This window comes from Nonomuraea fuscirosea, from assembly GCF_035917475.1.
GTDB lineage: Bacteria > Actinomycetota > Actinomycetes > Streptosporangiales > Streptosporangiaceae > Nonomuraea > Nonomuraea fuscirosea.
Map to the genome: position 1 here is coordinate 8,276,199 of NZ_CP109074.1, position 23,707 is coordinate 8,299,905.

The 23,707-nt window shown below is 70.2% G+C and carries 24 protein-coding genes; 11 read left to right on the forward strand and 13 right to left on the reverse strand.

Annotated features, from left to right (window positions below; translation table 11 throughout):
- Positions 1-16: 16 nt before the first annotated feature.
- Positions 17-310 carry an ATP-dependent Clp protease adapter ClpS gene (gene clpS, locus OIE67_RS37575; protein ID WP_106248250.1) on the reverse strand — a complete coding sequence of 98 codons (294 nt, stop codon included), beginning with the start codon at positions 308-310 and terminating at the stop codon, positions 17-19.
- 46 nt (positions 311-356) lie between these two features.
- On the opposite strand from clpS, the gene OIE67_RS37580 reads away from it, so the two are divergent.
- Both OIE67_RS37580 and OIE67_RS37585 read left to right on the forward strand, forming a co-directional pair.
- Positions 357-1,640: a nicotinate phosphoribosyltransferase gene (locus OIE67_RS37580; protein ID WP_407674770.1), complete on the forward strand. Its 1,284-nt coding sequence runs from the start codon at positions 357-359 to the stop codon at positions 1,638-1,640.
- A 15-nt stretch (positions 1,641-1,655) separates the two neighbouring features.
- A complete protein-coding gene (locus OIE67_RS37585; RefSeq protein ID WP_326629466.1) occupies positions 1,656-2,225 on the forward strand; it encodes a nicotinamidase in 570 nt (189 codons plus the stop codon).
- A 15-nt stretch (positions 2,226-2,240) separates the two neighbouring features.
- Here OIE67_RS37585 and OIE67_RS37590 read toward each other — a convergent pair whose 3' ends face one another.
- Positions 2,241-2,618, reverse strand: coding sequence for an STAS domain-containing protein (locus tag OIE67_RS37590; RefSeq protein ID WP_326629468.1), 378 nt, complete (start codon positions 2,616-2,618; stop codon positions 2,241-2,243).
- Positions 2,619-2,812: 194 nt separating this feature from the next.
- On the reverse strand, positions 2,813-3,037 hold the full coding sequence (locus OIE67_RS37595) for a hypothetical protein (protein WP_326629470.1): 225 nt from the start codon (positions 3,035-3,037) through the stop codon (positions 2,813-2,815).
- 406 nt (positions 3,038-3,443) lie between these two features.
- Here OIE67_RS37595 and OIE67_RS37600 point away from each other — a divergent pair, with 406 nt between their 5' ends.
- Genes OIE67_RS37600 through OIE67_RS37610 form a run of 3 tightly spaced genes read left to right on the forward strand, consistent with a single transcriptional unit; the run spans position 3,444 to position 6,229 of the window.
- Positions 3,444-4,553: a helix-turn-helix transcriptional regulator gene (locus tag OIE67_RS37600; RefSeq protein WP_326629472.1), complete on the forward strand. Its 1,110-nt coding sequence runs from the start codon at positions 3,444-3,446 to the stop codon at positions 4,551-4,553.
- Complete coding sequence (locus tag OIE67_RS37605) at positions 4,543-5,658, forward strand: hypothetical protein (protein WP_326629474.1); 1,116 nt, start codon at positions 4,543-4,545, stop codon at positions 5,656-5,658. Before OIE67_RS37600 ends, OIE67_RS37605 begins: the two co-directional genes overlap by 11 nt.
- Before the next feature lie 34 nt (positions 5,659-5,692).
- On the forward strand, positions 5,693-6,229 hold the full coding sequence (locus OIE67_RS37610; protein ID WP_326629476.1) for a GNAT family N-acetyltransferase: 537 nt from the start codon (positions 5,693-5,695) through the stop codon (positions 6,227-6,229).
- A 149-nt stretch (positions 6,230-6,378) separates the two neighbouring features.
- On the opposite strand, the gene OIE67_RS37615 is transcribed toward OIE67_RS37610, so the two are convergent.
- The 6 genes from OIE67_RS37615 to OIE67_RS37640 all read right to left on the reverse strand — a co-directional run bounded on the left by OIE67_RS37615 (position 6,379) and on the right by OIE67_RS37640 (position 14,148).
- Positions 6,379-8,127 carry a DEAD/DEAH box helicase gene (locus tag OIE67_RS37615; protein ID WP_326629477.1) on the reverse strand — a complete coding sequence of 583 codons (1,749 nt, stop codon included), beginning with the start codon at positions 8,125-8,127 and terminating at the stop codon, positions 6,379-6,381.
- Between the two features lie 124 nt (positions 8,128-8,251).
- Positions 8,252-8,773, reverse strand: a complete 522-nt coding sequence (locus OIE67_RS37620) for a hypothetical protein (protein ID WP_146178478.1) — start codon at positions 8,771-8,773, stop codon at positions 8,252-8,254.
- A gap of 904 nt (positions 8,774-9,677) precedes the next feature.
- The gene (locus OIE67_RS37625) at positions 9,678-11,072 is read right to left on the reverse strand and encodes an MFS transporter (protein ID WP_326629479.1); all 1,395 of its coding nucleotides are present in this window, start codon (positions 11,070-11,072) and stop codon (positions 9,678-9,680) included.
- A 26-nt stretch (positions 11,073-11,098) separates the two neighbouring features.
- A complete protein-coding gene (locus OIE67_RS37630; protein ID WP_326629481.1) occupies positions 11,099-11,908 on the reverse strand; it encodes a zinc metalloprotease in 810 nt (269 codons plus the stop codon).
- Positions 11,909-12,103: 195 nt separating this feature from the next.
- Positions 12,104-12,364 carry a DUF3039 domain-containing protein gene (locus OIE67_RS37635; RefSeq protein ID WP_106248236.1) on the reverse strand — a complete coding sequence of 87 codons (261 nt, stop codon included), beginning with the start codon at positions 12,362-12,364 and terminating at the stop codon, positions 12,104-12,106.
- A 188-nt stretch (positions 12,365-12,552) separates the two neighbouring features.
- A complete protein-coding gene (locus OIE67_RS37640; RefSeq protein ID WP_326629483.1) occupies positions 12,553-14,148 on the reverse strand; it encodes an MFS transporter in 1,596 nt (531 codons plus the stop codon).
- Positions 14,149-14,299: 151 nt separating this feature from the next.
- Here OIE67_RS37640 and OIE67_RS37645 point away from each other — a divergent pair, with 151 nt between their 5' ends.
- Entirely contained in the window at positions 14,300-14,914 is a 615-nt protein-coding gene (locus OIE67_RS37645) for a TetR family transcriptional regulator (protein WP_326629485.1), read from the forward strand.
- Positions 14,915-14,944: 30 nt separating this feature from the next.
- Here OIE67_RS37645 and OIE67_RS37650 read toward each other — a convergent pair whose 3' ends face one another.
- The gene (locus tag OIE67_RS37650; RefSeq protein ID WP_106248232.1) at positions 14,945-15,523 is read right to left on the reverse strand and encodes a YqgE/AlgH family protein; all 579 of its coding nucleotides are present in this window, start codon (positions 15,521-15,523) and stop codon (positions 14,945-14,947) included.
- A 112-nt stretch (positions 15,524-15,635) separates the two neighbouring features.
- Between OIE67_RS37650 and OIE67_RS37655 the strand changes: the two genes are divergently transcribed.
- Positions 15,636-16,148 (forward strand): hypothetical protein, encoded by a 513-nt coding sequence (locus OIE67_RS37655; protein ID WP_106248231.1) that lies wholly within the window; start codon positions 15,636-15,638, stop codon positions 16,146-16,148.
- A gap of 13 nt (positions 16,149-16,161) precedes the next feature.
- Here OIE67_RS37655 and OIE67_RS37660 read toward each other — a convergent pair whose 3' ends face one another.
- Entirely contained in the window at positions 16,162-16,773 is a 612-nt protein-coding gene (locus OIE67_RS37660) for a TetR/AcrR family transcriptional regulator (protein WP_326629487.1), read from the reverse strand.
- A 255-nt stretch (positions 16,774-17,028) separates the two neighbouring features.
- Between OIE67_RS37660 and OIE67_RS37665 the strand changes: the two genes are divergently transcribed.
- The 4 genes from OIE67_RS37665 (at position 17,029) to OIE67_RS37680 (ending at position 21,407) form a co-directional block, all read left to right on the forward strand.
- Positions 17,029-17,778: an IclR family transcriptional regulator gene (locus tag OIE67_RS37665; protein ID WP_326629489.1), complete on the forward strand. Its 750-nt coding sequence runs from the start codon at positions 17,029-17,031 to the stop codon at positions 17,776-17,778.
- Between the two features lie 74 nt (positions 17,779-17,852).
- Positions 17,853-19,328 carry a glycerol kinase GlpK gene (glpK, locus tag OIE67_RS37670; protein ID WP_326629491.1) on the forward strand — a complete coding sequence of 492 codons (1,476 nt, stop codon included), beginning with the start codon at positions 17,853-17,855 and terminating at the stop codon, positions 19,326-19,328.
- Positions 19,329-19,338: 10 nt separating this feature from the next.
- The gene (locus OIE67_RS37675; RefSeq protein WP_326629493.1) at positions 19,339-20,889 is read left to right on the forward strand and encodes a glycerol-3-phosphate dehydrogenase/oxidase; all 1,551 of its coding nucleotides are present in this window, start codon (positions 19,339-19,341) and stop codon (positions 20,887-20,889) included.
- A 20-nt stretch (positions 20,890-20,909) separates the two neighbouring features.
- Complete coding sequence (locus OIE67_RS37680) at positions 20,910-21,407, forward strand: hypothetical protein (protein ID WP_326629495.1); 498 nt, start codon at positions 20,910-20,912, stop codon at positions 21,405-21,407.
- 195 nt (positions 21,408-21,602) lie between these two features.
- Here the strand turns inward: OIE67_RS37680 and OIE67_RS37685 are convergent, their stop codons facing one another.
- Positions 21,603-23,012 carry an NAD-dependent malic enzyme gene (locus OIE67_RS37685; RefSeq protein WP_326629497.1) on the reverse strand — a complete coding sequence of 470 codons (1,410 nt, stop codon included), beginning with the start codon at positions 23,010-23,012 and terminating at the stop codon, positions 21,603-21,605.
- Between the two features lie 56 nt (positions 23,013-23,068).
- A complete protein-coding gene (locus tag OIE67_RS37690) occupies positions 23,069-23,698 on the reverse strand; it encodes a cytidylate kinase-like family protein (RefSeq protein ID WP_326629498.1) in 630 nt (209 codons plus the stop codon).
- Positions 23,699-23,707: the final 9 nt, after the last annotated feature.

Below are 23,707 nucleotides of genomic sequence, written 5' to 3' on the forward strand. Positions count from 1 at the left end.
GGCCGCGACGCGCGCCTCATTTGTTCGAGTCCGGCTGGACCGTCGCCCACAGGCCGTAGGAGTGGAGAATCTGCACATCCCTTTCCATCTCCTCGCGCGTGCCGCTGGACACGACCGCCTTGCCCTTGTGGTGCACGTCCAGCATCAGTTTCTCTGCCTTCTCCTTCGGATAGCCGAAGACCGTTTGGAAGACATAGGTCACGTAGGACATGAGGTTGACCGGGTCGTTCCAGACGATGGTCACCCACGGCAGATCGGGCCGGACGTCCGATGACGGACGCTCGACGGTGATTGGAGCGGTGCTACCCACATCCCCGAGTCTGCCCTATCTGGGCCGTAGTCTTCGAGTCGTGACAATGACCATGAGCACTGCGTTGCTCACAGATCACTATGAGCTGACGATGTTGCAGGCCGCCCTGCGCAGCGGCGCGGCGCACCGGCGCGCGGTTTTCGAGGTGTTCGCGCGCCATCTGCCAGGTGGGCGCCGCTACGGCGTCGTCGCAGGAACGGGACGTGTCCTCGACGAGCTCGAACGCTTCCGTTTCGGTGACGAGGAACTCACCTTTCTGCGAGAGCATCGTGTCGTTGACGACAGCACTCTGGCGTTTCTCGCCGATTACCGGTTTTCCGGGAACGTCTACGGCTACCGCGAGGGCGACGTGTACTTCCCCGCCTCCCCGATCATGGTGGTGGAGGGCACGTTCGCCGAGGCCGTGCTGCTGGAGACGGTCACGCTGTCGATCCTCAACCACGACTGCGCGATCGCCTCCGCCGCGTCCCGCATGACGAACGCGGCCGGCAAACGGCCGCTGATCGAGATGGGCTCGCGGCGCACCCACGAGGCCGCCGCCGTGGCCGCCGCCAGGGCCGCGTACATCGCCGGGTTCGCCTCCACCTCCAACCTGATGGCCGGGCACCTGTACGGCGTGCCCACGGCCGGCACGGCGGCGCACGCGTTCACCCTGCTGCACGACTCGGAGCGGGCCGCGTTCGAGGCCCAGATCGCCACGCTCGGGCCCGAGACGACGCTGCTGGTCGACACGTACGACGTGGCGGAGGCGGTACGCACGGCCGTGGCGCTGGCCGGCCCGAAGCTGGGCGCGGTCCGCATCGACTCGGGCGACCTCGCTGCGGCGGCGCAGGAGGTGCGCGAGCAACTCGACGCGCTCGGCGCCTTCGACACCCGCATCCTGGTCACCTCCGACCTCGACGAGTACGCCATCGCCGCCCTCGCCGCCGCCCCCGTGGACGGCTACGGCGTGGGCACCTCCCTGGTGACCGGCTCGGGCGTGCCGACGGCGGCGCTGGTGTACAAGCTGGTGGCCAGGGAGACGGCCAACGGCAAGCTGGAGGCCGTGGCCAAGCGCTCGGTGGGCAAGCCGTCGCGCGGGGGCCGCAAGGAGGCGTACCGGCTGCTCGACGAGGCGGGCCACGTCGAGACCGAGCTGATCACCACCGGCGGCCTCGTCCCAGAAGGCGGCATCCCCCTCCTGCACGAGCTGGTCCGCGACGGCGAGGTCGTCGGCCGCGAGCCCCTGAACGCCGCCCGCGAACGCCACGCCGCCACCATCGCCGCCCTCCCCCAGGAGGCCCTCCACCTCGGCCGGGGCTACGCGGCCATCCCCACCGAATTCGCCTGACGTATCGTTTTCCCCATGGGCAACGCGCTGATCATCGTGGATGTGCAGAACGACTTCTGCGAAGGCGGGAGCCTGGCCGTGGCCGGGGGCTCCGAGGTGGCGGCGGCGATCACCCGCCACGTGACCGACCACGGCTACGACCACGTCGTGGCGACCCGCGACCACCACGTCTCCCCCGGCGACCACTTCTCCTCCACCCCCGACTACGCCTCCACCTGGCCCGCCCACTGCGTGGCCGGCACGCCCGGCGCGGACTTCCACCCCTCGTTCGACGTGTCCGAAGTCGAGGAGGTCTTCAGCAAGGGCGCCTACAGCGCGGCCTACAGCGGCTTCGAGGCCACGTCGGGCGACGGGGTGCCGCTGGCCGACTGGCTGCGCGAGCGCGGGGTGCGCGAGGTGGACGTGGTGGGCATCGCCACCGACCACTGCGTCCGCGCCACCGCGCTCGACGCCGTCCAGCACGGGCTCGCGGTCAGAGTCCTGCTCGACCTGACGGCCGGGGTGGCGCCGGCCACCACGGAAGCGGCGGTCGCGGAGCTGCAGGCGGCGGGCGCCGTCCTGCACGGCGCCCCCCTCGTGGGCTGATCGAGGGCGGCGGGCTCACAACACTGTGGCCGTAACCCGCAACGCGTCGTCCAACTGGGCGAACACCTCGAAGGCATGCCGCAACCCGGTGATCGACAACACCCGCGCCATGACCCCCTGCACCCCGCCGAGCAGCAGCCTGGTCCCCCTCAACTCGCAGCGCTGCATGATGTCGACCAGTTCGTTCAGCCCCATGGAGTCGCAGAAGGAGACCTCACTCAGATCCAGGATCAGAAACGCTTTGGGAGGAAGGTCCCAGATGCGCTGCAGATGCTCCCTGAAGATCGGCAGCGCGGTGACGTCCAGCTCGCCTTCGAGCCGGACGATGATGGCGTTTCGAGAGAGTCCGGAAGCGACGGTGAGGGTCGACCTTCCGGTGGCCTCGAACGACATGGGAAAAATCCTTCTCTTTGTCGCGAAACGGCTCTCAGAACGGCCAAGGTGGTTGTTGCCGCTTCCACCGAGCTTCTAACAGGAGGCCACTGCTCTGTGTCCAAAAGCACAGAGTCACGCATCGTGACCATCGGCCCGGCGCCAGCCGGGCACCCCCTGAGCAGGGGATTCCCCGTCGCCGGGCCCGTGGCGGGTCAGGCAGTTCCCAGGGTGATCAGATAGGCGACGGCCAGGACGGCGATGATCGTCAGCATGACGCTCGCGCCGCCCACCACGACGATCACGTGCGTACGCCGGAGGAGGGCACGCAGGGCCCCCACCGCCAGCGTGATCAGTACGGTGAGCATGAGAAGGGACAGGTGCCGGGTCTCAAGGGAGGCGGACGTCGCCGCCGAGAGCTGAAGGGCTGGTATGTACATGGTCTTCCCAGTTGCGGAGACGCGCTCAGGCGCGCTTTTGACAGGAACCTTGCCATGCCGGGCACCTGCGCTGATGTGCGCGTCTCGGAAGGTGCCCGCGGGTCTTTCCGCCGGGATGCCGCTCCGGGTGACGTGGCTCATCGCATGTCCGTCGCGAACCACCCCCGCCATATTCAGTAGACTTCAGATGTATTAACTGAAGTTGTCTTTTATTTATGTACCCAGCGCACTGGCCGCCCATTCGCGCACGAAACTAGCGAGCTGCTGGTTAGACTGATGCTCCTGGTCCATTGATTTGCCCATGTCATTCGCGACATGGCGGCCTAGCTGCGATTTCACCCGACGATTCGGCAGTTAGACCGATGTTCACTAGAAATCACTGAAGTTCAACGAATGAGATCACGGCATGAGCGGCGATGATTCGGCGCAGGCCGCGCTGGCGCTCCGCCTGCGCGGGCTCCGCGAGAGCCACTGGCCCGGCCTGCGAATCACCCAGGCCCAGCTTCGCCAGGCGCTCGAGGTCAGCGTGCCGCTGATCTCCTCGTGGGAATCCACCCACGCGATCAAGGTCCCGCCGCTGCACCGCCTGGAGAAGTACGCCACCTTCTTCGCGACCAGACGCTCGATCGCCAACGGGCGCGCCCGCGTGCTGCCGCTCACCGACCTGACGCCGCGCGAGCAGGACGAGCAGCGCGAGCTCTTCGCGGAGCTGACCCGGCTGCGCCAGCTCGCACTCAAGGCCCTGGCCACAGGCGACGGCACCGAGCCTGCATCCGGCCAGGACGTCTTCCGGGACAATCCGTGGCGCTTCCCCGACGGGGAGCCCATCACGATCATCTGCTCGCAGCTCCCCGCGGATCAGCGGACCAAGATCCCGTACACCTCGCCGGACAGCCCCGACTACATCGAGCACTACAAGTACTCCGACCTCGACTCGCTGTTCGAGCTGCACGGCCACCTCAGGGCGGCGAACCCGCGCAGCCTGGTCACGCTGCGTGCCCCCGAGGACTTACGCTCCGACGACTTCACCACGCACCTGGCGCTTCTCGGCGGCGTCGACTACAACCAGGTCACCGCGTCCATGCTGACCCGGATCGAGTTCCCGGTGCGGCAGGTGCCCGACTGGAACGGCGAGCTCGGCCCGTACTTCGAGGTCAACGAAGACGGCGACACGCCGGCCAGACATCACCCGCGCCACACCGGGTCGGGCGCTAATGTGCGACTGCTGGAGGACGTCGCGTTCTTCTACCGAGGAGTCAATCCCGACAACGTGGAACGCACCCTGACCATCTGCAACGGGATGTACGGCAGAGGCGTGTACGGAGTGGTGCGGGCGCTGACCGACGAGCGCTTCCGCGACAGGAACGCGGCCTACCTGCGCGAGCGCTTCGGCGACGCCACCTCCTACAGCATGCTCACCCGGGTCCGGATCGAGGGCCGGGCCGTCGTCACCCCCGACTGGACACTGGACTCCGTACGGCTCCATGAATGGTCGGAGCCCCCTCGTGGCGACTGAGGAGCATCATCACGGCTCCCACCGGGACCTCGCCGACATCCCGGTCACCGATGCGGAAGGCGCCATACCGGACGCCATCATCGTCCCCACCATCCGGCATCCGCAGTGGCTGACGCACGCGATCCGGCTGGCGACCACACTCGGCTGCCCGCTGGTGACCCTGCACAGCCGGGACTGGAGCAAGGCAGCCGCCGCGGCCGCCCAGATGCCACCGGGCGTGCGCTACGTCGCCATCGACCTCGGCCCGGTGGAACAGCTGAACCTGCCGGACTTCGAGACGACGGCGATCGTCAAGGACACCAGGTTCAGGCGGGTGACCGATCTCAGCGCCAAACGCAACATCGGGCTGTTGCTGGCCCATCTCGCAGGCTGGGAGCGCGTCGTCTTCCTCGACGACGACATCGAGGTCGGCGGGCACGAGCAGGTGATGCGGGCCACCGCGCTGCTCGACCGCTACGACGCCGTGGGCATGCACATCGGCGGCTACCCGGACAACTCCGTGGTGTGCCACGCGCACCGGCTCACGGGCGGGCGCCAGGAGTCGTTCGTGGGCGGCGGGGCGCTGGCCGTCGAGACGTTCCGCAATCCCTCGTTCTTCCCGAACGTCTACAACGAGGACTGGTTCTACCTGCTGGACGAGTCCTCGCTGCGCCCGCTGGCGCTGACCGGGGAAGTGCGGCAGCGCGTGTACGACCCCTTCGACCAGCCGATCAGGGCACGTGACCAGGAGTTCGGCGACATACTGGCCGAAGGCGTCTACTGGTTGCTCGACCGCGGGGAGGGTCTGGGACGCGCCGTCGACGTACGCCACTGGGGGGATTTCCTGGCCCGGCGGCGGGCGTTCATCACAGACGTGCTGGGCCGGGTCAGGCGGCTCGGGCCGGGCGCGACCGCCATGGAGAACTCGCTGCTGGCGGCGCTCGGCAGGCTCAACAGCATCGAGCCGGAGTTCTGCGTACGTTATCTCAAGGGCTGGAACGAAGATCGCTACCAGTGGGTCCAGCACCTGCGGAAACACTCGCGGCTCACGGCGAACGTCAGTGACGCGCTGAAATGGCTGGTCAAGGATGGCGCGCAGGCGCTGAACCACAAACTACGCATTTGATTCGCCCCGGCACCAACCGGGAATCTTGACGTCCGTGGAGGCACCTGACATACGCCAAGCCGTCCATGCCGACCTTCCTGCCGTCATCAGCTCGCTCGGACAGGAGACCTACTTCATCGACCGCCTGATCCTCCAGGATGCCGGGCACGGGTTCCTCCTGATCGCCTGGGAGCTGCGCATCGCCCTGGGAGACGTCTACGTCTGGCTCGCCCCCGCCGAAGAGCCCGAACTGCGCACCCACTTACCCGGCGTCGCCCTGCTCACCCACCTGGAGGTCACGCCGGCCCGGCGCAATCAGGGCATCGGCACGGAACTGCTGCGGGCCGCGGAGAGACGACTGTCCGCGATGGGACACGACCAAGTGGCCCTCGGCGTGGGCCTGGACAACCCCGCGGCACTGCGGCTGTACCGGCGCCGCGGATACGAGGAATGGCCGCACGGCAAGGTGGACACCACCCGGACCGAGTACGGCGCCAACGGCGAACGCGAGCTGCGGCCAGAGAAGTGCCGCATCATGGTCAGGCGGCTCGACCGCCACCACGACCGGCCCTGCGCCCGCCATCCAGCCTGACCGCGTCAGGCCCCGACCCGGCCGCACCGCACGCTGACCCGCCCCAAGGACCCGACCCGCCCTGAGCTCCGGCCCACGTCGCCGAACGAACACCGACGCCGGTGCCGCGTCTGGCACCGGCGAATCGGTCTGTGAGCGCCGGGCAGGGCTCAGCGGCGTTGGGTGGCCCAGCGGCGGATCATGGCGATGCGTTCCGTGATCTGCTCCGCCGTCGCCTGGGCGATCGGGGGGCCGCCGCAGGCGCGGCGCAGCTCCGAGTGGATCACCCCGTGCGGTTGGCCCGTGCGGTGGTTCCAGGCGCCCACCAGGCCGTTGAGCTCGCGCCTCAGCTCGGCGATCTGCTCGTGCGGGGCCAGCGTCTCCCGGGGCTCCTCCGGCTGCTTGCGGCGGGCGGCCTGCTGGTCCGACTGCCGTTTGCGAAGCAGGGTCGCCACCTGGTCGGGCTCCAGCAGGCCGGGCAGGCCGATGAAGTCCTCTTCCTCGGCCGAGCCGACCTCCGCGCCGGTGCCGAACTCGCCGCCGTCGAAGAGCACGCGGTCGAAGGTGGCCGTGGTCTCCATCGTCTCGAACGGCAGCTCGTCGCCGAGGACGTCGGGGTTGTCCTTCTGGCGGTTGGCCTGTTCGAGGAGGGTGTCGTCGAGGCCGTCCTCCGGCGGTCGCTTGTTGAGGACGTGGTCGCGCTCGACCTCCATCTCGTTGGCCAGCCCCATGAGGGTGGGCACCGAGGGCAGGAAGACCGAGGCGGTCTCGCCGCGTTTGCGGGCACGCACGAAGCGGCCCACGGCCTGGGCGAAGAAGAGCGGGGTCGAGGTGGAGGTGGCGTAGACGCCCACGCACAGGCGGGGGATGTCGACGCCTTCCGACACCATGCGCACGGCCACCAGCCAGCGATCCTCCGAGGCCGCGAACTGCTTGATCTTCTTGGACGCGCCGGGGTCGTCGGACAGGACGACCGTGGCGCCCTCGCCGGTGATGTTGCGCAGGTGGCGGGCGTAGGCCCGGGCGGTCTCGTGGTCGGTGGCGATCACCAGGCCGCCCGCGTCGGGCACTCCCCTGCGCACCTCGGTCAGGCGGCGGTCGGCCGCCTGCATGACCTGGCGGATCCAGTCGCCTTTCGGGTCGAGCGCGGCCCGCCACGCCTGGGAGAGCTGGTCCTTGGTGAGCGGCGTGCCCAGCGTCGCGGCGATCTCGTCGCCGGCGCGGGTGCGCCACTTCATCTCGCCCGAGTACGCCAGGAAGATGACCGGACGCACGACGCCGTCGTCGAGGGCGGGACCGTAGCCGTAGGAGTAGTCGGCGATGCTGCGCTTGAAGCCCTCCGCGTCCTCCTCGTAGCCGACGAACGGGATCGGGTTGTCGTCGGACCGGAACGGCGTGCCGGTCAGCTGGAGCCGGCGCGCGGCGGGCTCGAACGCCTCGCGCACCCCGTCGCCCCACGACTTGGCGTCGCCCGCGTGGTGGATCTCGTCGAAGATGACCAGCGTCTTGCGGTTTTCGGTGCGCGCCCGGTGCAGGGCCGGATGCATGGCGACCTGCGCGTAGGTGACCGCCACCCCGATGTAGTCGCGCGAGGTCGCGCCCTGGCTGTTCTTGAACTCGGGGTCGATGCCGATGCCGACCTTCCCGGCGGCGTCGGCCCACTGGCGCTTGAGGTGCTCGGTGGGGGTCACGATCGTGATCGCCTTGATCACCCCGTTGGCGAGCAGCTCGCTGGCGATGCGCAGGGCGTAGGTCGTCTTGCCCGCGCCCGGCGTCGCCACGGTGAGGAAGTCACGCGGCTCACGCCGGGAGTAGAGGTCGAACGCCTCCTGCTGCCAGGCGCGCAACTTCGGGGCGGTGCCCCACGCGGCCCGGTCGGGATAGGAAGGCGAAAGGTGGGACGCGGCGAACGTGCTCACCGCATCACCTCTGGGGTTCGTGTGCTTCGCTTTCTCACAGTGACCCAAGAGTAATCGGGCCCACCGACAAGACGTGCCGTGAGCCGGGGATTCTGGCCAAGGTCTTCCTCACGTGCTATGCGGCTTATCGGACGCTCGCCATGACCTCGTCCAACGCCTGTCTGCGGCTCTCGTCCTCGGGTTGCAGCAGTCCGACCAGCAGGACGGAGCGGTCCGTACGAGTGACCAGCATCACTCTGAGGAACGCCGGCCGGTTCACCACGTCCTTGTACTCGGCGCGCAGGGCGCGGGTGTGACCGTCGGCCGTCCGCCGGTCGTCGACGACGCTCACCCGGTCGCCCATGAGCAGCAGCCGGGAGTACAGCTCGGCCGCCTCCGCCGTGGCCTTCCTGACGTCGCCCACCGGGCCCGGCACCGGCCTGGCCATCACGAGCGCGCCCCGCCCGTCGCGCACGACCGAGGTGAAACCCGTGACGGGGGCCACCGCGCCCGTGCTCCAGCCCTGCGGCAACGTCGCCGTCACCCCGGCCTGCGCGTCGCGCATCAGCCCCGTCCGCTCCGGAGGCGCGGTGAGCCGCAGCGCCGCCACCGCCGCGCCCGTCACCAGGCCCGCTCCCGCGATCAACGCGGCCAGCACGACCGCCACGCGCCGCCACATCCGCCCGCCCGCCGGGCTCCCCCTGCGCGGCCCGGGGTCGGCGGGAGAGCCGTGCAGGCGGGCGGAGGGGGGCAGGTCCTCCCATGCCTCTCCTCGCCCGCGGTCGGGCTCTCTGGGGACGGCTCCGCGGATCCTGGGGCCCCATGCGGGCTCCTCAGGCTCCCCCTGGTCCAGATCCAGCGGATGCCCCCGGCTCCCCCACCGGCCATCATGATCCGGCCCGGCGTCCATCCGCCCCCAGCGAGGGTCATGACCGTTCGCACCGTCCCGCCCCCAGCCAGGGTCATGACCGTTCGCATCGTCCCGGCCCCAGCCAGGGTCATGACCGTTCGCATCGTCCCGCTGCAACCCAGGGTCATGGCCGCTCGCGTCGTCCCGCCCCCCTCGGGGCTCGGGTTCGGCGAGATCGTCCCGCCCCCACCGGACGTCACGACCTGCGGGATCGTCCCGCCCCCAGCGGGAGTCTCGCTCGGCGGGAGCATCCCGCTCCCGGCCCGGGTCCGGGTCCGCCGGGGGTTCGGGTCGCCGGGCGGGCTGCTGGTACGGCCGCTCGCGCCGGCCGAAGGCCGGTGGCGGGTCGGGTGGCGGGTCGGGCGGGTCGGGCGGGCGGCCCCGGCCGCCCTCGTCCCGCGTCCGAGGCTGTTCCGGTACGTACGGCGCCGCCCCGGCAGCGTGCCTGGGACCCGCCCGCCCCCGCGGCACCCCTTCGTCCCGATCCGCGTCGCCCCGCGCGGACGCCGAGTCCTCTGGAGGAGTACGGCGATGTCCGGGCCCCGGTTCAGGGGGCCAGACACGGTGATCATCCTCCATGGCACCTCCTTGCCCGCTGTCCTATCACTCCTGGCGACGACGCTCAGGCGAACAGTGACGGGTGTGACGGGAGGTGCGGAATTCAGCGGGTGCGACCGGCCAGCACGCTGCCGGTCACCGCGATGACCCCCATGAGGCAGGAGATGACCAGGAACCCGGTGGCGATCTGGGACGAGGAGTGCCCGATGACGTTCACCAGCGCTCCGCCGATGCCGATCGACAGCGCGGAGCCGAGCTGGTCGGACACCGACAGCGCGGCCGAGTTGGCCCCCTGCTCGTGGACCGGCGACTGCTTCATCGCCGTGACGCTGACCGTGGTCAGGCCGAAGCCCATGCCGAAGCCGGCCACGATCCAGGCGGGCACCGCGATCCATCCGGTGACCCCGGGAAGCACGGAGAGCAGGCACAGCACGATCCCCGTGGCCACGCCCGCGGCGCCCAGCCTGATCCGCTGGTGCGCGTGGCCTGAGCCCTTGCTCTGGATGTAGGCCCCCGCCGACCAGCCCAGGGCTCCGGTCGTGAGCGCGACCCCCGCGGACGTGGTGTCGAAGGACTTCACCTCCTGCAGCGCGAGGGGGATGAAGGCGTTCACGCCGAAGAAGGAGGCCGAGAAGAACCCGCGCATGACGATCGTCGTGGGCAGCCCCCGCGCGAAGCGCAGCGCCCTGGGCGGCAGCAGCCGGTACAGGCCCCAGAGCAGCAGCGCCAGCCCGGCAACCGTCTCCAGACTCCCCGGCACCAGGTCGCGGTGCAGCCGGTCCACGCCGTGCAGCAGCAGCCCGGCGCCGCCGGCGGTACAGGTGGCGGCCAGGGTCATCGCCACCGGCCTGGACCGGGGCCCGGTGCCGGGCTGGGGCGCGTCGGCCTCGGCGGCCGAGCCCTTGCGCAGCGCCGGTACGAGCATCACCAGGGCGGGGATGACCAGCGGGATGATCCCGTAGAAGACGTAACGCCAGCCCCAGTGCTGTCCGACGAACCCGGCCACGGACGGACCCACCATGGCGGGCACCACCCAGGCGGCGGAGACGGAGGCGAACGCCTTCGGCCGCACGTCCACCGCGTACACGCGGGCGATCATCACGTACAGCGCCACGATGGAGGCGCCGGCGCCGAGTCCCTGCACGGCCCGCGCGGCCAGGAACATCCCGGCGGTGGTCGCCGCCCCGGCCAGGGCCATGCCGATGACGAACAGCACCACCCCGGCCAGGAACGGCACCGGATATCCGCGCCGGTCCGACCACAGGCCGGCCACCACGTTCATGAACAGGCTGGCGATGAGGAAGGCGGAGAAGCTGAGCCCGTACAGGTCGAGGGCGTCCAGTTCGTCGGCGATGGCCGGCATGACGACCCCGACCGACATGCCCTCGAACGCGATCAGCGTGACGACCAGCAGGATGCCGAGGCTGGCCGTGCGGTACTCGGGGCCGAAGAGACCCGTGGATCTGTGGGGAGCGTCGAGTGCCTTTGGTGCTGTCACCTGCACATCGTAATTTGTCGGAAATACTAGGTGTCGGCGGTGTCCCGGTAGGCGGCCCACATCTCGTGCATCCGGTTCGCCTGTCCCTGGGTGAACTCCCACATGCACCGGTCGTGGGCGTAGTCCATGTAGTTGTGGGCCGGATCCTTGCCCTCGTGGGCGGTGCAGGTGTCCTTGTCCAGCGGGCACGCCTCGGTCGGGCGGGCCTCGCGGGGCGTGTCGTCGATGCCGTCGCCCGGTTCCTTGCAGCCGTTCTCGAAGGTGTGGAAGAGCCCGAGCCAGTGGCCGATCTCGTGCACCCCGGTGAAGCCCCGGTTGTAGTCGGCCATCGCGCCGCCGGGCAGGCTGCGCCAGTCGATCACGACGCCGTCGAGGCGGGGGGAGCCGGCGTACCAGTACGGGTAGCTGGCGAAGCCCAGCATGAGCTCGCTGAGCTGGGCGACGTAGAGGTTGAGCGTGCCCGCCCCGCCCTCGTGCAGGGCCTGCTTCATGGCCTTCTCGTGGCCGATGGGGTCGGCGAACCAGGAGGCGTTCTCCTCGACGGAGATGATGTCGAGGCGGAAGCGCACGCCGGTGTCGACGCCGCCGAACTTGCCGGCGTACGCGGAGTTGAGCGTGTCGATCTGGGCCCTGACCGCCTCGTCGGACACCTTCCGTTCGGGACCCTTGGTGAGGACGTGCACGCGCGTGGGCACGGTGATCTGGCTCGGCGGCGTGATCCCCGCGAGCCGCTCGCCGAGCTCGGCGAGAACCTTGGCCACGTCCTCCGGCTTGGGCGAACGCGGCCCGGGCGTGCGGGACGCGGGCGCGCGTTCGGCACACCCGTCGGCCGTCATGGATCCAGCCGCAGGAACGGTCCCGACGGCGGCAGTCAGAGGGGCGCCCGGCCACGGCGGCCGGATGGCCCCGGCCACGAGCAGGCATGCCGAGACGACAGCGGTCGTGCGCCGGGCCATGCGAACCCCCTACGATTTGAGCCGGTCTGGCTACAGACCGTAACTCTCCGTAAGGGGATTACCGCTCAGCAACACTCACTGCTTGTCGTCGCCGCCCTCGCCGCCACCCGGCGGCAGGCCCTCGTAGATCTCCTTGCATTCCGGGCAGACCGGATATTTCTTGGGATCGCGGCTGGGCACCCAGATTTTGCCGCAGAGAGCGCGGATGGGCGTGCCGGTCACCATGCTCTCGGTGATCTTGTTCCTGTCCGCGTAGTGGGCGAACCGCTCGTGATCGCCGTCGCCGTGCGACGTCCGCGGAGTGGTCTCCTGCTCTGGGAGGATCTTCGTGCTCACCCCACGAGTTTATGCCCGCCCGCGACCCCGGAACACGAAACGGCCCCCGCCACGGGGGCGGGGGCCGCGACATCGAACACAGGCCGGAGCACAGGCCGGAGCACAGCGCCACCGACGGCTCCGAGCGCTGGTCAGAGCACGGATCCGCCGGTCAGCGCACGGGTCCCGCGGACAGGCTCCGGCACCGGTCAGCCCACGTGGACCGCGGCGCCCTCGGTCTTCCGGCCGGCCTTGACGAACAGCGTGAGCAGCGCCGTCAGCACCGCGATGCCGGTGCTCACCAGGAAGGCGAGGTGCATGCCGTCCATGAACGAGTTGTGCAGCGCGTCGGCGACCTGCTGCGGCACCCCGGGAGGCGCCTGGCCGAACGCGGCGATCTTCTCCAGCGCCGTCATCTGCTCGGCCGGGATCGCCTGCGCCGCCGGGCCGAGGTAGCCGGGCAGCCTGCTGGAGATCTCACCGGCCATCACCGCGCCCAGGATCGCCGTGCCGAGCGCGCCGCCGACCTGCATGGCCGACTGCTGCACGCCACCCGCGACCCCGCTCAGCTCCACCGGCGCGTTGCCCACGATGATCTCCGTGGCGCCCACGAAGACCGGCGACAGGCCGAAGGCGAGCAGCACGAACGGGATGGCGCTGGCCATGAACGAGGCGTCGATGCTGAGCTGCGACATGAGGAACATCGAGAACGCGGTGATCAGCAGACCCGCGGCCATCGTGATCTTCGGCCCGAGCTTGCCGAGCAGCATGCCCGCCAGCGGCGAGGCGACGATCATGCCGGCGCTCATCGGCAGCATGCGCAGGCCGGCGTCCAGCGGGCTGAGCCCGTGGACCCCCTGGAAGAAGAAGCCCAGGAAGAACATCGCGCCGAACATGGCGAAGGCCACCATCATCATCAGGAAAGTGCCGATGGAGATGGACGGGTTGGCGAACAGCGACAGCGGCACCAGCGGCTGCCTGGCCCGGCTCTGCCAGAAGATGAACGCGGCCATGAGCACCACGAAGGCGCCGATGAAGGTCAGGGTCGTGCTGTCGCCCCAGCCCCACTCGGGAGCCTTGATGATCGTCCAGACCAGTGAGAACATCGCGCCGGACAGCAGCAGCACGCCGAGCCAGTCGATGCGCGCCAGCGTCTGCGAGCGGTTCTCCTTGATCAGGAAGATGCCGAGGACGAGCGCGATCACGCCGACGGGCGCGTTGATGAAGAAGACCGACTCCCAGCCCCTGCTCTCGACCAGCAGCCCGCCCACGATCGGGCCGGCGGCGCTGGACAGGCCGATGATCGCGCCCCAGGCCCCCATCGCCTGGTTCAGCTTCTCGCCCGGGAACGCTCCACGCAGCAGCGCCAGGGCGGCGGGCTGGAGCAGGGCGCCGAACAGGCCCTGCAGCACGCGCAGGCCGATCAGGGCGCCGGCCGGCGTCGCACCGGGAATGATCTCGGCCAGGTCGGCGCTGAAGCCGATGCCCACCGAGGAGATGGCGAAGCCCCCCACACCGATGAGAAACACGCGCTTGTGCCCGAACAGGTCGCCGAGCTTGCCCGCGGTGATCAGGAAGACCGCCAGCGCCAGCAGGTAACCGCTGGTCACCCACTGCAGATCGGAGAGCGTGGCCTTCAGGTCCACCTGGATGACCGGGTTGGCGATGCCCACCACGGTTCCGTCGAGCATCACCATGATGACGCCCAGGCTGACCGCCAGCAGCACCAGCCACGGGTTGCCCCCGGTCCCCGTCTTCGCCGGGCCGGGCGATGACGGTGCGTCGACCGCCTTCGCTTGAGCCATGAGTCCCCCTCAAACATGCCGCCCCACACCGGGGCATAAGTCTCGTAAGCCTCGGTAATCTATGGCAGAGCATGACATATGACAAACGACCTTCAACAGTCGCCCCATGACTTATGGCACACTGTGACAACATGGTTTCGAGGGAGTGACGGTGGGGCTACGAGAACGCAAGAAGGAGAAGACGCGCCTGGCGATCATGGACGCCGCGCTCGAGCTCTTCCTCGAACAAGGATACGAGTCGACCACCGTGGAGCAGATCGCGGGTGCGGTCGAGATCTCCCCCCGCACGTTCTTCCGCTACTTCACCAACAAGGATCACCTGGCGATGTGGTTCCACGACCACGGCGAGGAGATCATGCTGGAGACGCTGGCGGAGCGCCCGGCGGACGAGCCGCCGTTCACGGCCCTGATGCACGCGCTGCGCGCGGTCCTGACCGACGTGCAGAGTTCAACGCCGGACGACGCGAGCAGGTTCCTGAAGTTGCGGAAGTTGCTGGACGGCAATCCGCACCTGGTCGGCAAGTCGGTGGCCAGGGGCGCGCGGACGGAGCGGCGCCTGGCCGAGGTGATCGCCGCGCGCCGGGGCGTGGATCCCGACGAGGACCAGCTCACGCACCTGATCGTGGCGTTCGCCATGTCCACCATGCGCGTCGGCTTCGAGTGCCCGCGCCGCGACGGCACGATGGAGGAGATCCAGCGGCGGATGGCCGAGAGCATCGAGCTGGCCGAGCGCTGCCTGCGGCCCGGCTGGGACCTGCAGCACTGAGCCCGACGACCCGGTCGGAGTGGCGGACGGTCAGTTGAGGGTCGGGTCGTCCGGGCAGGTCGCCACGAACGCCAGCTCACCGCGCTGACGCCGCAGCACGTGCCGCCACAGCGCGGACGGGTCGGCGTGGAAGGTGTCGCCGACCTCGGAGTCGACGACATACCAGGCGCCCTCGGCTATCTCGCTCTCCAGTTGCCCCGACGTCCACCCCGCGTACCCCGCGAAGATGCGCATCTGCGCGATCTCCCCTTGCAGGATCTCCGGCGGCGCGTCCAGGTCGACCGTCCCCAGGCGGGCCACCGCGTCGGTGCCCGCGTGCAGCCGGCGCCAGCCGAGCGGCTCCTCGCCGCTCGGGACGGCGGCCAGCGCGAGCGCGCTGTCGGTCTGCACGGGACCGCCCTCGAACAACACCGGCGGCCCGGTGATCAGCGGGTCCCATACGGGCAGCACCTGCGTCACCGATATGTCGCTCGGCCTGTTGAGGACGACGCCGAGGGTGCCGCCGTCGTGGTCGTGTTCGAGGATCAGCACGACGCTACGCCGGAAGTTGGGGTCGTCGAGGAGTGGCGTCGCCACCAGCAACCCGCCGACGTAGATCGCTTCCGCCATACATCCATCATGAAGTACCTGCGGGGGTGCGCGCTCCCCCCGGCGGCCGATGTTACTTTTCGTGCCCGCTTGGGCACTTTATGTAGCGAAGATCGTGTCCGGGGGAAGCACCATGCGCATCGGTTTCCGTCTCGTCCTGGCCGCCCTGCCGGTGGGCGCCGTCCTGCTCCTTCCGGCCGCGGCCGAGGCGTGGCCGCTGCCGGACTCCGGCGACCCGTTCACGATGACGGTCGACGACGTGGGCTGCCGCTCGGGCCGGGCGTCCGTCAGGCTGCACAACCAGACCCGCCAGCTCGTACGCTTCGACCTCAAGGCCGACGGCGTCAGCATGGCCAGCGGCTCCATCCCGGCCAGGAAGACCGTCGTCCGGCAGATCCCCGTGAACAAGGGCAGCAGATCCGAGATCGAGGCCTACTCGGTCAGCGAGCACCAGCCGGAAACGCTGATCGACTCCAGCCACGTCGAGAACGACTGCCCCTGGGGCCACCACCGGCACGGCGGCCGGCTGCCCTACACCGGACCGCCCGCCGACCTGATGGGCAAGCTCGCCACGGCGGGCGGGCTCGTGGTCATGGGCGGGATCCTGTGGTGGTACGGCTCGATCTGGCCCCGTTCATCCATGTGAGCCCCCGAAACGCTCATCCCGGCGCGCCGCCCGTCACCAGAGCGCCCGTCACGAAGGCGCCCGCCCTGGCGGCGGCCAGCGTGCGCGCCACCGACCACTCGGCGGCCTCGGCCGTCACCGGCTCCCTGGTGATCATCAGCCGGTAGTAGAGCGGGGCCGCGATCGCCCGGATCACCTCGCCACCGTCGGTGCCCACCGGCAGCTCGCCCCGGGCCACGGCCAGGTCCACGACGCTGGTCCACTCCTCGATGCGGCGCAGGTAGAAGGTGCGCAGCGCGAGAGAGGCCTGCTCGTCGCAGGTGGCGGCGGCGATGACCGCCTGGAAGGTGGCCCCGAGGCGCCCGTCGTTGAGCGCCTCGACCACGGCGAGCGCGTTGACGCGCAGGTCACTTTCGATGCCGCCCGTGTCGGCGTGGGGCGAGGACTGGTTGGCCAGCTCGGTCATGAGGTCGGCCACCAGGCCGGGGGTGCTCCCCCAGCGCCGGTAGACCGTCGTCTTGCCGACGCCGGCCCTGGCCGCCACCTGGTCCATGGTCAGCCCATGGAACCCGTGCTCGACCAGCTCGTCCTGGGTGGCCTCCAGGACGGCCGCGCGTACTCTCGCGGTGCGGCCCCCAGGCCGCACGGTTCCCGCAATACGGGAAGGTTGTTCCATTTAGTCCCCTCTTTGCCGGCAATCCATGGGAAATTGGTGCCTTTAGCGGGAAGTCCTCGATCAAGAGACGCACCCGGCGCCGGTGCGGTTCCCGCGCGACATGGAGTGCGCGGGTGCGCGTGGCGGCCCCGGGTTTCCCGCGCACACGGCAGATCCCGGGCCGGCGTACAGACTCAAGCACCAGTGTTCGGCAATACCGAACGATTCGCTGCTAGTGTCGTCGGCGTGGGAGACACGATTCAGTCGGTGGAACGGGCCGCCGCCATCCTGCGGCTGCTCGCCTCCGGCCCCCGGCAGCTCGGCGTCGCCGAGCTGGCCAGGGCGCTGGGCCTGCCGAAAGGGACGCTGCACGGCATCCTGCGCACGCTGGTCCACGTCGGGTTCGTCGAACAGGACGACACCACGGGCAAGTACCGGCTCGGCGCCACGCTGCTCCACCTCGGCAGCAGCTACCTCGACGTCAACGAGCTACGCACCCGCTCCATCAACTGGGCCGACGCACTGGCCGGGCGCAGCAGGGAGAGCGCCTGGATCGGCACCCCGCACGAGGGCCACGTCCTGGTGATCCACCACGTGTTCCGCCCCGACGACAGCATGCAGACGCTGCAGGTGGGCACCTATCTGCCGCTCCACGCCAGCGCGCTGGGCAAGGTGCTGCTCGCCTACGACCCGTACGGCGAGTCGATCATCCCGCCGCTGCAGGCCCACACCAAGCGCACGCTCACCGACCCCGCGCGGCTGGAGGCGGAGCTCGCCCAGGTCAGGGCGCGCGGCTGGGCCGCCGAGATGGAGGAGCTGACGGAGGGCGAGGTGGCCATCGCCGCCCCGATCAGGGACGCGCGCGGCCTGGCGGTGGGCGCCATCGGCATCCGCGGCGCCGTCGAACGGCTCGCCCCCGGCGGTGACCTGCACATGGAGTTCGTCTCCTACGTACGCGACGCCGCCCGCGCCATCACCCGTGACCTCGCCCGATGACACTTGAACAGCCACCTCCTTCCACATACGATTCGTTCGGCATTGTCGAACCACGAGCACTAGCGAGGAACCCAGTGCCTCGACCGCACTACGTCGCAGCCATCGACCAGGGCACCACGTCCAGCCGGTGCATCGTCTTCGACCAGGCCGGCAACATCATCAGCGTCGCCCAGCGCGAGCACCGCCAGATCTTCCCCAGGCCGGGCTGGGTCGAGCACGACGCCACCGAGATCTGGCAGAACGTCGAGGCCGTGCTGGCCGAGGCGGTGAGCGGCGCCGGCCTGGAGGACGGCCAGATCGCCGCGCTGGGCATCACCAACCAGCGCGAGACCACGGTGTTGTGGGAGCGCGCCACCGGCCGCCCCGTCCGCCCGGCGATCGTCTGGCAGGACACCCGCACCGACGCGCTCACGCACGCGCTGGCCGAGCACGCGAGCCTGTTCAGGGAGAAGGCCGGGCTGCCTCTGGCCACCTACTTCTCCGGGCCCAAGATCCGCTGGCTGCTGGACCAGGACCCCGGCCTGCGTGAGCGGGCCGAGCGCGGCGAGGTGCTGTTCGGCACGATGGACAGCTGGCTGCTGTGGAATCTCACCGGGCGGCACCTGACCGACGTGACCAACGCCAGCCGCACGATGCTGATGAACATCCACACGCTCGAATGGGACGACGACCTCCTGGCCGCGATGGGCGTGCCGCGCGCCATGCTGCCCGAGATCCGCCCCTCCGCCGAGGTCTACGGCCACACCCGGGACGGCGTCCCCGTGGCCTCCGCGCTCGGCGACCAGCAGGCGGCGCTGTTCGGGCAGACCTGCTTCGCGCCCGGCGAGACCAAGAGCACCTACGGCTCGGGCAGCTTCCTGCTGATGAACACCGGTCAGGAGCCGGTCGTGTCCAAGCACGGCCTGCTGACCACGGTCGGCTACCGGATCGGCGACGGCCCGGCCACGTACGCGCTGGAGGGCGCCATCGCGGTCACCGGCTCCCTCGTGCAGTGGCTGCGCGACAACCTCGGCCTGATCTCCAGCGCGGCCGAGATCGAGACCCTGGCCAAGACGGTCGACGACAACGGCGGCTGCTACTTCGTACCGGCGTTCTCGGGGTTGTTCGCGCCGCACTGGCGCTCGGACGCGCGCGGCGTGATCGCCGGGCTGACCGGGTTCGTGAACAAGGGGCACATCGCCCGCGCCGTGCTGGAGGCCACCGCGTGGCAGACCCGCGAGGTCGTCGACGCGATGAACGCCGACTCCGGGCTCGACCTGACCACGCTGCGCGCCGACGGCGGCATGACCGCCGACAACCTGCTCATGCAGACGCTGGCCGACGTGCTGGCCGTGCCGGTGATCCGGCCGATGGTGGCCGAGACCACCGCGCTCGGCGCCGCCTACGCCGCGGGCCTGGCCACCGGCTACTGGCCCGACCTCGACAGCCTGCGCGCCAACTGGCACAAGGCCGCCGAGTGGCGCCCCGCGATCGACGAGGCGGCCCGCGAGCGCGAATACCGCAACTGGAAGAAGGCCGTGGCCCGGACCCTCGACTGGGTCGAGCAATAGGAGTATGGCAATGACGACCGCGATCGGCACCGACCGGGCCGAGATCCGCCACGAGCTGTCCACCACCGGCTACGACCTGCTGGTCATCGGCGGTGGCATCCTGGGCACGTCGGTCACGTGGATGGCCGCCCAGGCGGGGCTGCGGGTGGCGATGGTCGACTCGGGCGACTTCGCCGGCGCCACCTCCAGCGCCTCCTCCAAGCTGGTCCACGGCGGCCTGCGTTACCTGCAGACCGGCAACGTGAAGCTGGTGGCCGAGAACCATCGCGAGCGCCGCGCCCTGGCCGGCGACATCGCCCCGCACCTGGTCAAACCGCTGACGTTCCTGGTGCCGATCTACAAGGGCGGGCCGCACGGGGCCGCCAAGCTGGGCGCCGGCGTGTTCCTGTACTCGGCCCTGTCCGTGTTCGGCGACGGCATGGGCAAGGTGATCACGCCGCATCAGGCGCTGGCCAAGGTGCCCGCGCTGCGTACCGAGGGGCTGCGCGCCGCCGCCGTCTACGGCGACCACCAGATGAACGACAGCCGCGTCGCCGTCATGACCGTGCGCGCCGCCGTGGACGCGGGCGCCACCGTGCTCAACCACGCCGAGGTCGTCGGGCTGCGGACGACCGGCGGCAGCGTCACCGGCGCCGACCTGCGCGACCGGCTCGGCGGCGCCGAGTTCGGCGTCTCCGCCCGCCTCGTCCTGAACGCCACCGGTCCCTGGGTCGACCACCTGCGTCGCATGGAGGACCCGGACGCGGCCCCCAGCATCCGGCTGTCCAAGGGCGCCCACCTGGTCATGCGCCGGCACGAGCCGTGGAAGGCCGCGCTGACCACGCCGATCGACAAGTACCGGGTGTCGTTCGCGATCCCGTGGGAGGACCACCTGCTGCTCGGGACCACGGACGAGGCGTACGAGGGCGATCCTGGCCTGGTCGGCGCCACCGAGGCCGACATCTCCCAGATCCTCGACGAGGCGGGGCATTCCGTCCGCGACTCCCAGCTCCGCCGCGAGGACATCACCTACTCCTTCGCCGGCCTGCGCGTCCTGCCCGGCGGGCCAGGGGAGGTCACGGCGGCCAAGCGGGAGACGGTGCTGACCCGGGGCGCGGGCGGCATGTTGTCGGTGGCCGGCGGCAAGTGGACGACGTACCGCCACATCGGCAGGCACGTCTTCGACACCCTCGCCCACCTGCCCGGACGTCCCCTGGGCGACGACCTGGCCGACATCCTGCCCGCCGTGCCGCTGCCCGGCCTGGCCAGCCCCGACGCGGTGGCCATGCGGCTCTGGACCGACCGCGACCCGAGCGCGCGCATGGATCCGCTGGTGGCCCGGCACCTGGCCTCGCACTACGGCTCGATCGCGTTCGACCTGGCCCGGCTCATCCGCGAGGACCCCGCGCTCGGCGAGCGCATCCACCCGGACGGGCCGGACATCTGGGCCCAGGTGGTCTACGCCCGCGACCACGAGTGGGCGGCCACGGTGGACGACGTCGTACGCCGCCGCACGACCCTCACCGTACGTGGCCTGGACACCCCCGAAATCCGGACCAGGATCGCCGGCCTGCTCACCTGAGCCCGGGGAAGGGGGAGGGCATGGGTACTCCGATCAACCAGGCTTTGCTCCGCCACTTCACCGACCTGCGTGACGGCGACCACGGCGACGCCGTCACGCGGGAGGACAAGGAACGCGTGTTCGCCAGAACCGTCGAACTGCTGGACCCGGTGGCCCGCCAGGTCCTCGATGAGGCCAACGCCGACCTGCTGCTCGGCACCGGGGAGGTGGTCGCGAGCGGGCTCACCAGGTCGCACGAGGGCGGCCTCAACGCCATGTGGTCACTGACCTGGCACGAGCAGCGCCAGTGCGGCGCGCAGCCGATCGCGGTCGTCGCCCACTACGGCTGCGACTTCCACCACCCACACCTACGGGGCAACACGGTAGGCGACTGGCCCCTCAACGTCTTCTCGGAGGCGGACGCGACCGGCCAGCTCGACACCATGCGCGTGATCGCCGCGGCCGACGCCCACAACCTGGTCTTCCAGGAGAGCTACCGCGTCATACCGGCGATCACCACACGAACCACAACGCCGTAGCGGGTGCCGCGAACCTCGCCATTGCCGGGCTTGCCGGCATTGCCGTAGCCAGTGCCGGGGGTTGACCCCGTAACCGGCCCACGATGCGCCGTAGCGGCGGCCCGCCGTGTGCGGGTCTAGAAGCGTCCCCCTGGAGGCCGCGAGCCCCGCACGACGGTTGGAGTGCCGCCGGCACCGCCGTAAAAGATGATGAATTCAGGCTTCGGTGAAGCCGCGCGCGCGGCCGCCGGCGGATTCGCGAACGGCTGCGGCGACGGCGGTGGCCACGTCGGGGTGGAAGACGCTGGGGACGATGTAGTTGGGACCCAGCTCCTCCGGCGTGACGACGGCGGCCAGCGCGCCGGCGGCGGCCAGCAGCATCTCCTGCGTCACCCCGCCCGCCTGCGCGTCCAGCAGCCCCCTGAACACCCCGGGGAAGGCCAGCACGTTGTTGATCTGGTTGGGGTAGTCGGAGCGGCCCGTGGCGACCACCGCGGCGTGCTCGCGGGCGTCGTCGGGCGACACCTCCGGCTCCGGGTTGGCCAGCGCGAACACCACCGCGTCCTTGGCCATCGCCGCGATGTCGTCGCCGGTGAGGATGCCGGGCGCGGACACGCCCACGAAGACGTCGGCGTCCTTGACGGCTCCGCGCAGGTCGCCCGCGTAGCCTTCGGCGTTGGTGTGCTCAGCGATCCACAGCAGCGACTCGTCGAGGTCGTCGCGGCCCTTGTGCACGGCCCCGAGGTAGTCGCACACGATCACGTTGCGCGCCCCGGCGGCCAGCAGCAGCCGCAGCACCGCGTTGCCGGCCGCGCCCGCGCCCGCCATGGTGATCTTGACGTTCTCGATGTTCTTGTCGACGACCCGCAGCGCGTTGGTGAGCGCGGCCAGCACGCAGATCGCGGTGCCGTGCTGGTCGTCGTGGAAGACCGGGATGTCGAGCAGCTCGCGCAGCCGCCGCTCGACCTCGAAGCAGCGCGGCGCGCCGATGTCCTCCAGGTTGATGCCGCCGAAGCCGGGCGCGATCACCTGCACGGTGCGCACGATCTCGTCGACGTCCTGGGTGTCGAGGCAGATCGGCCAGGCGTCGATGCCCGCGAACCGCTTGAACAGCGCCGCCTTGCCCTCCATGACGGGCAGCGCCGCCTCGGGCCCGATGTTGCCCAGCCCCAGCACGGCGGAGCCGTCGGTGACGACCGCCACGGTGTTGCGCTTGATGGTCAGCCGCCGCGCGTCCTCCTTGTTGCGCGCGATCGCCATCGACACGCGCGCCACGCCCGGGGTGTAGGCCATGGACAGCTCGTCGCGGTTGCGCAGCGGCACCTTGGAGACCATCTCGATCTTGCCGCCGAGGTGCATGAGGAAGGTGCGGTCGGACACCTTGTGGATGACGACGCCCTCGACCGCCTCCAGCTGGTCGACGATGGCCTGCGCGTGGTCGGTGTCCCTCGCGGCGCACGTCACGTCGATGCGGAGCTTCTCATGCCCGGCATTGGTGACGTCGAGGGCGGTCACCACACCCCCGGCCGACTCTACGGCGTGGGTGAGCTGGCTGACGGCCTTGCCGCCGGCCGGCACCTCGAGACGCACGGTGATGGAGTACGACACACTCGGGACGGTCGCCACGTCAATCGCTCCTTCGGGACTGACCAAGAATCCCTCCCATGTTAGGGGGAGTTGGGTCAATCGAGTGCCTCGGCGGCGAGGACGATGAGCTCGGCGCAGGTCGCGACCGGAATCGTGGTGCTGTCGAGCACGAGCTGGTAGTGGCAGGGGTCGGCGGGGTCGGCCCGGTAGAAGTGGCGCACGTAGGCGGTCCTGGCCCGGTCGTTGTCCTCGACGATGCGGCGGGCCTCGCGTTCGCCGACCTCGCTCATCGTGGCCACCTGCCGGATCCTGCGCCTGGCGGGCGCGTCGAGCCGGACGTGCAGCGCGCCGGGATGGCCGGCCAGGACCATCGCCCCGCCCCGGCCCAGGAAGACGCCGCCCTGGTCGCGGGCCATGTCCTTGAGCATGCGCTCGGTACGGCGGACGAACTCCTCGGGGGCGAGCGGCATCGCGCCGGGAACGTACATGTCGACGCCGCCGAACGTGACGGTCGGCAGGCGCATCGCCCCGGAGAACAGCCGGCTCAGGCCGTGATCGGCCCGGTCGTCGTGGGCCAGGGCCTCTTCGATGGTGCAGCCCAGCTCTTGCGCCACGGCGCTGGGGATGGCTCGGTCGACGAACGGCACGCCGAGCCGCTCGGCCACGGCCGGGCCGATCTGGTTCCCGGCCGTGCCGTAAGTGGCGGATATGGTGACGACCCGCATATCCCCAGG

Excerpts from the sequence above, each read along its gene's own strand:
- OIE67_RS37650 (WP_106248232.1), bottom strand. The coding sequence starts at position 15,523 with ATGGCGGAAGCGATCTACGTCGGCGGGTTGCTGGTGGCGACGCCACTC.
- OIE67_RS37595 (WP_326629470.1), bottom strand. The coding sequence starts at position 3,037 with ATGTACATACCAGCCCTTCAGCTCTCGGCGGCGACGTCCGCCTCCCTT.
- OIE67_RS37640 (WP_326629483.1), bottom strand. The coding sequence starts at position 14,148 with ATGGCTCAAGCGAAGGCGGTCGACGCACCGTCATCGCCCGGCCCGGCG.
- OIE67_RS37680 (WP_326629495.1), top strand. The coding sequence starts at position 20,910 with ATGGGTACTCCGATCAACCAGGCTTTGCTCCGCCACTTCACCGACCTG.
- OIE67_RS37655 (WP_106248231.1), top strand. The coding sequence starts at position 15,636 with ATGCGCATCGGTTTCCGTCTCGTCCTGGCCGCCCTGCCGGTGGGCGCC.
- OIE67_RS37675 (WP_326629493.1), top strand. The coding sequence starts at position 19,339 with ATGACGACCGCGATCGGCACCGACCGGGCCGAGATCCGCCACGAGCTG.
- OIE67_RS37600 (WP_326629472.1), top strand. The coding sequence starts at position 3,444 with ATGAGCGGCGATGATTCGGCGCAGGCCGCGCTGGCGCTCCGCCTGCGC.
- OIE67_RS37590 (WP_326629468.1), bottom strand. The coding sequence starts at position 2,618 with ATGTCGTTCGAGGCCACCGGAAGGTCGACCCTCACCGTCGCTTCCGGA.
- OIE67_RS37580 (WP_407674770.1), top strand. The coding sequence starts at position 357 with ATGACCATGAGCACTGCGTTGCTCACAGATCACTATGAGCTGACGATG.
- OIE67_RS37690 (WP_326629498.1), bottom strand. The coding sequence starts at position 23,698 with ATGCGGGTCGTCACCATATCCGCCACTTACGGCACGGCCGGGAACCAG.
- OIE67_RS37630 (WP_326629481.1), bottom strand. The coding sequence starts at position 11,908 with ATGACGGCCGACGGGTGTGCCGAACGCGCGCCCGCGTCCCGCACGCCC.
- OIE67_RS37585 (WP_326629466.1), top strand. The coding sequence starts at position 1,656 with ATGGGCAACGCGCTGATCATCGTGGATGTGCAGAACGACTTCTGCGAA.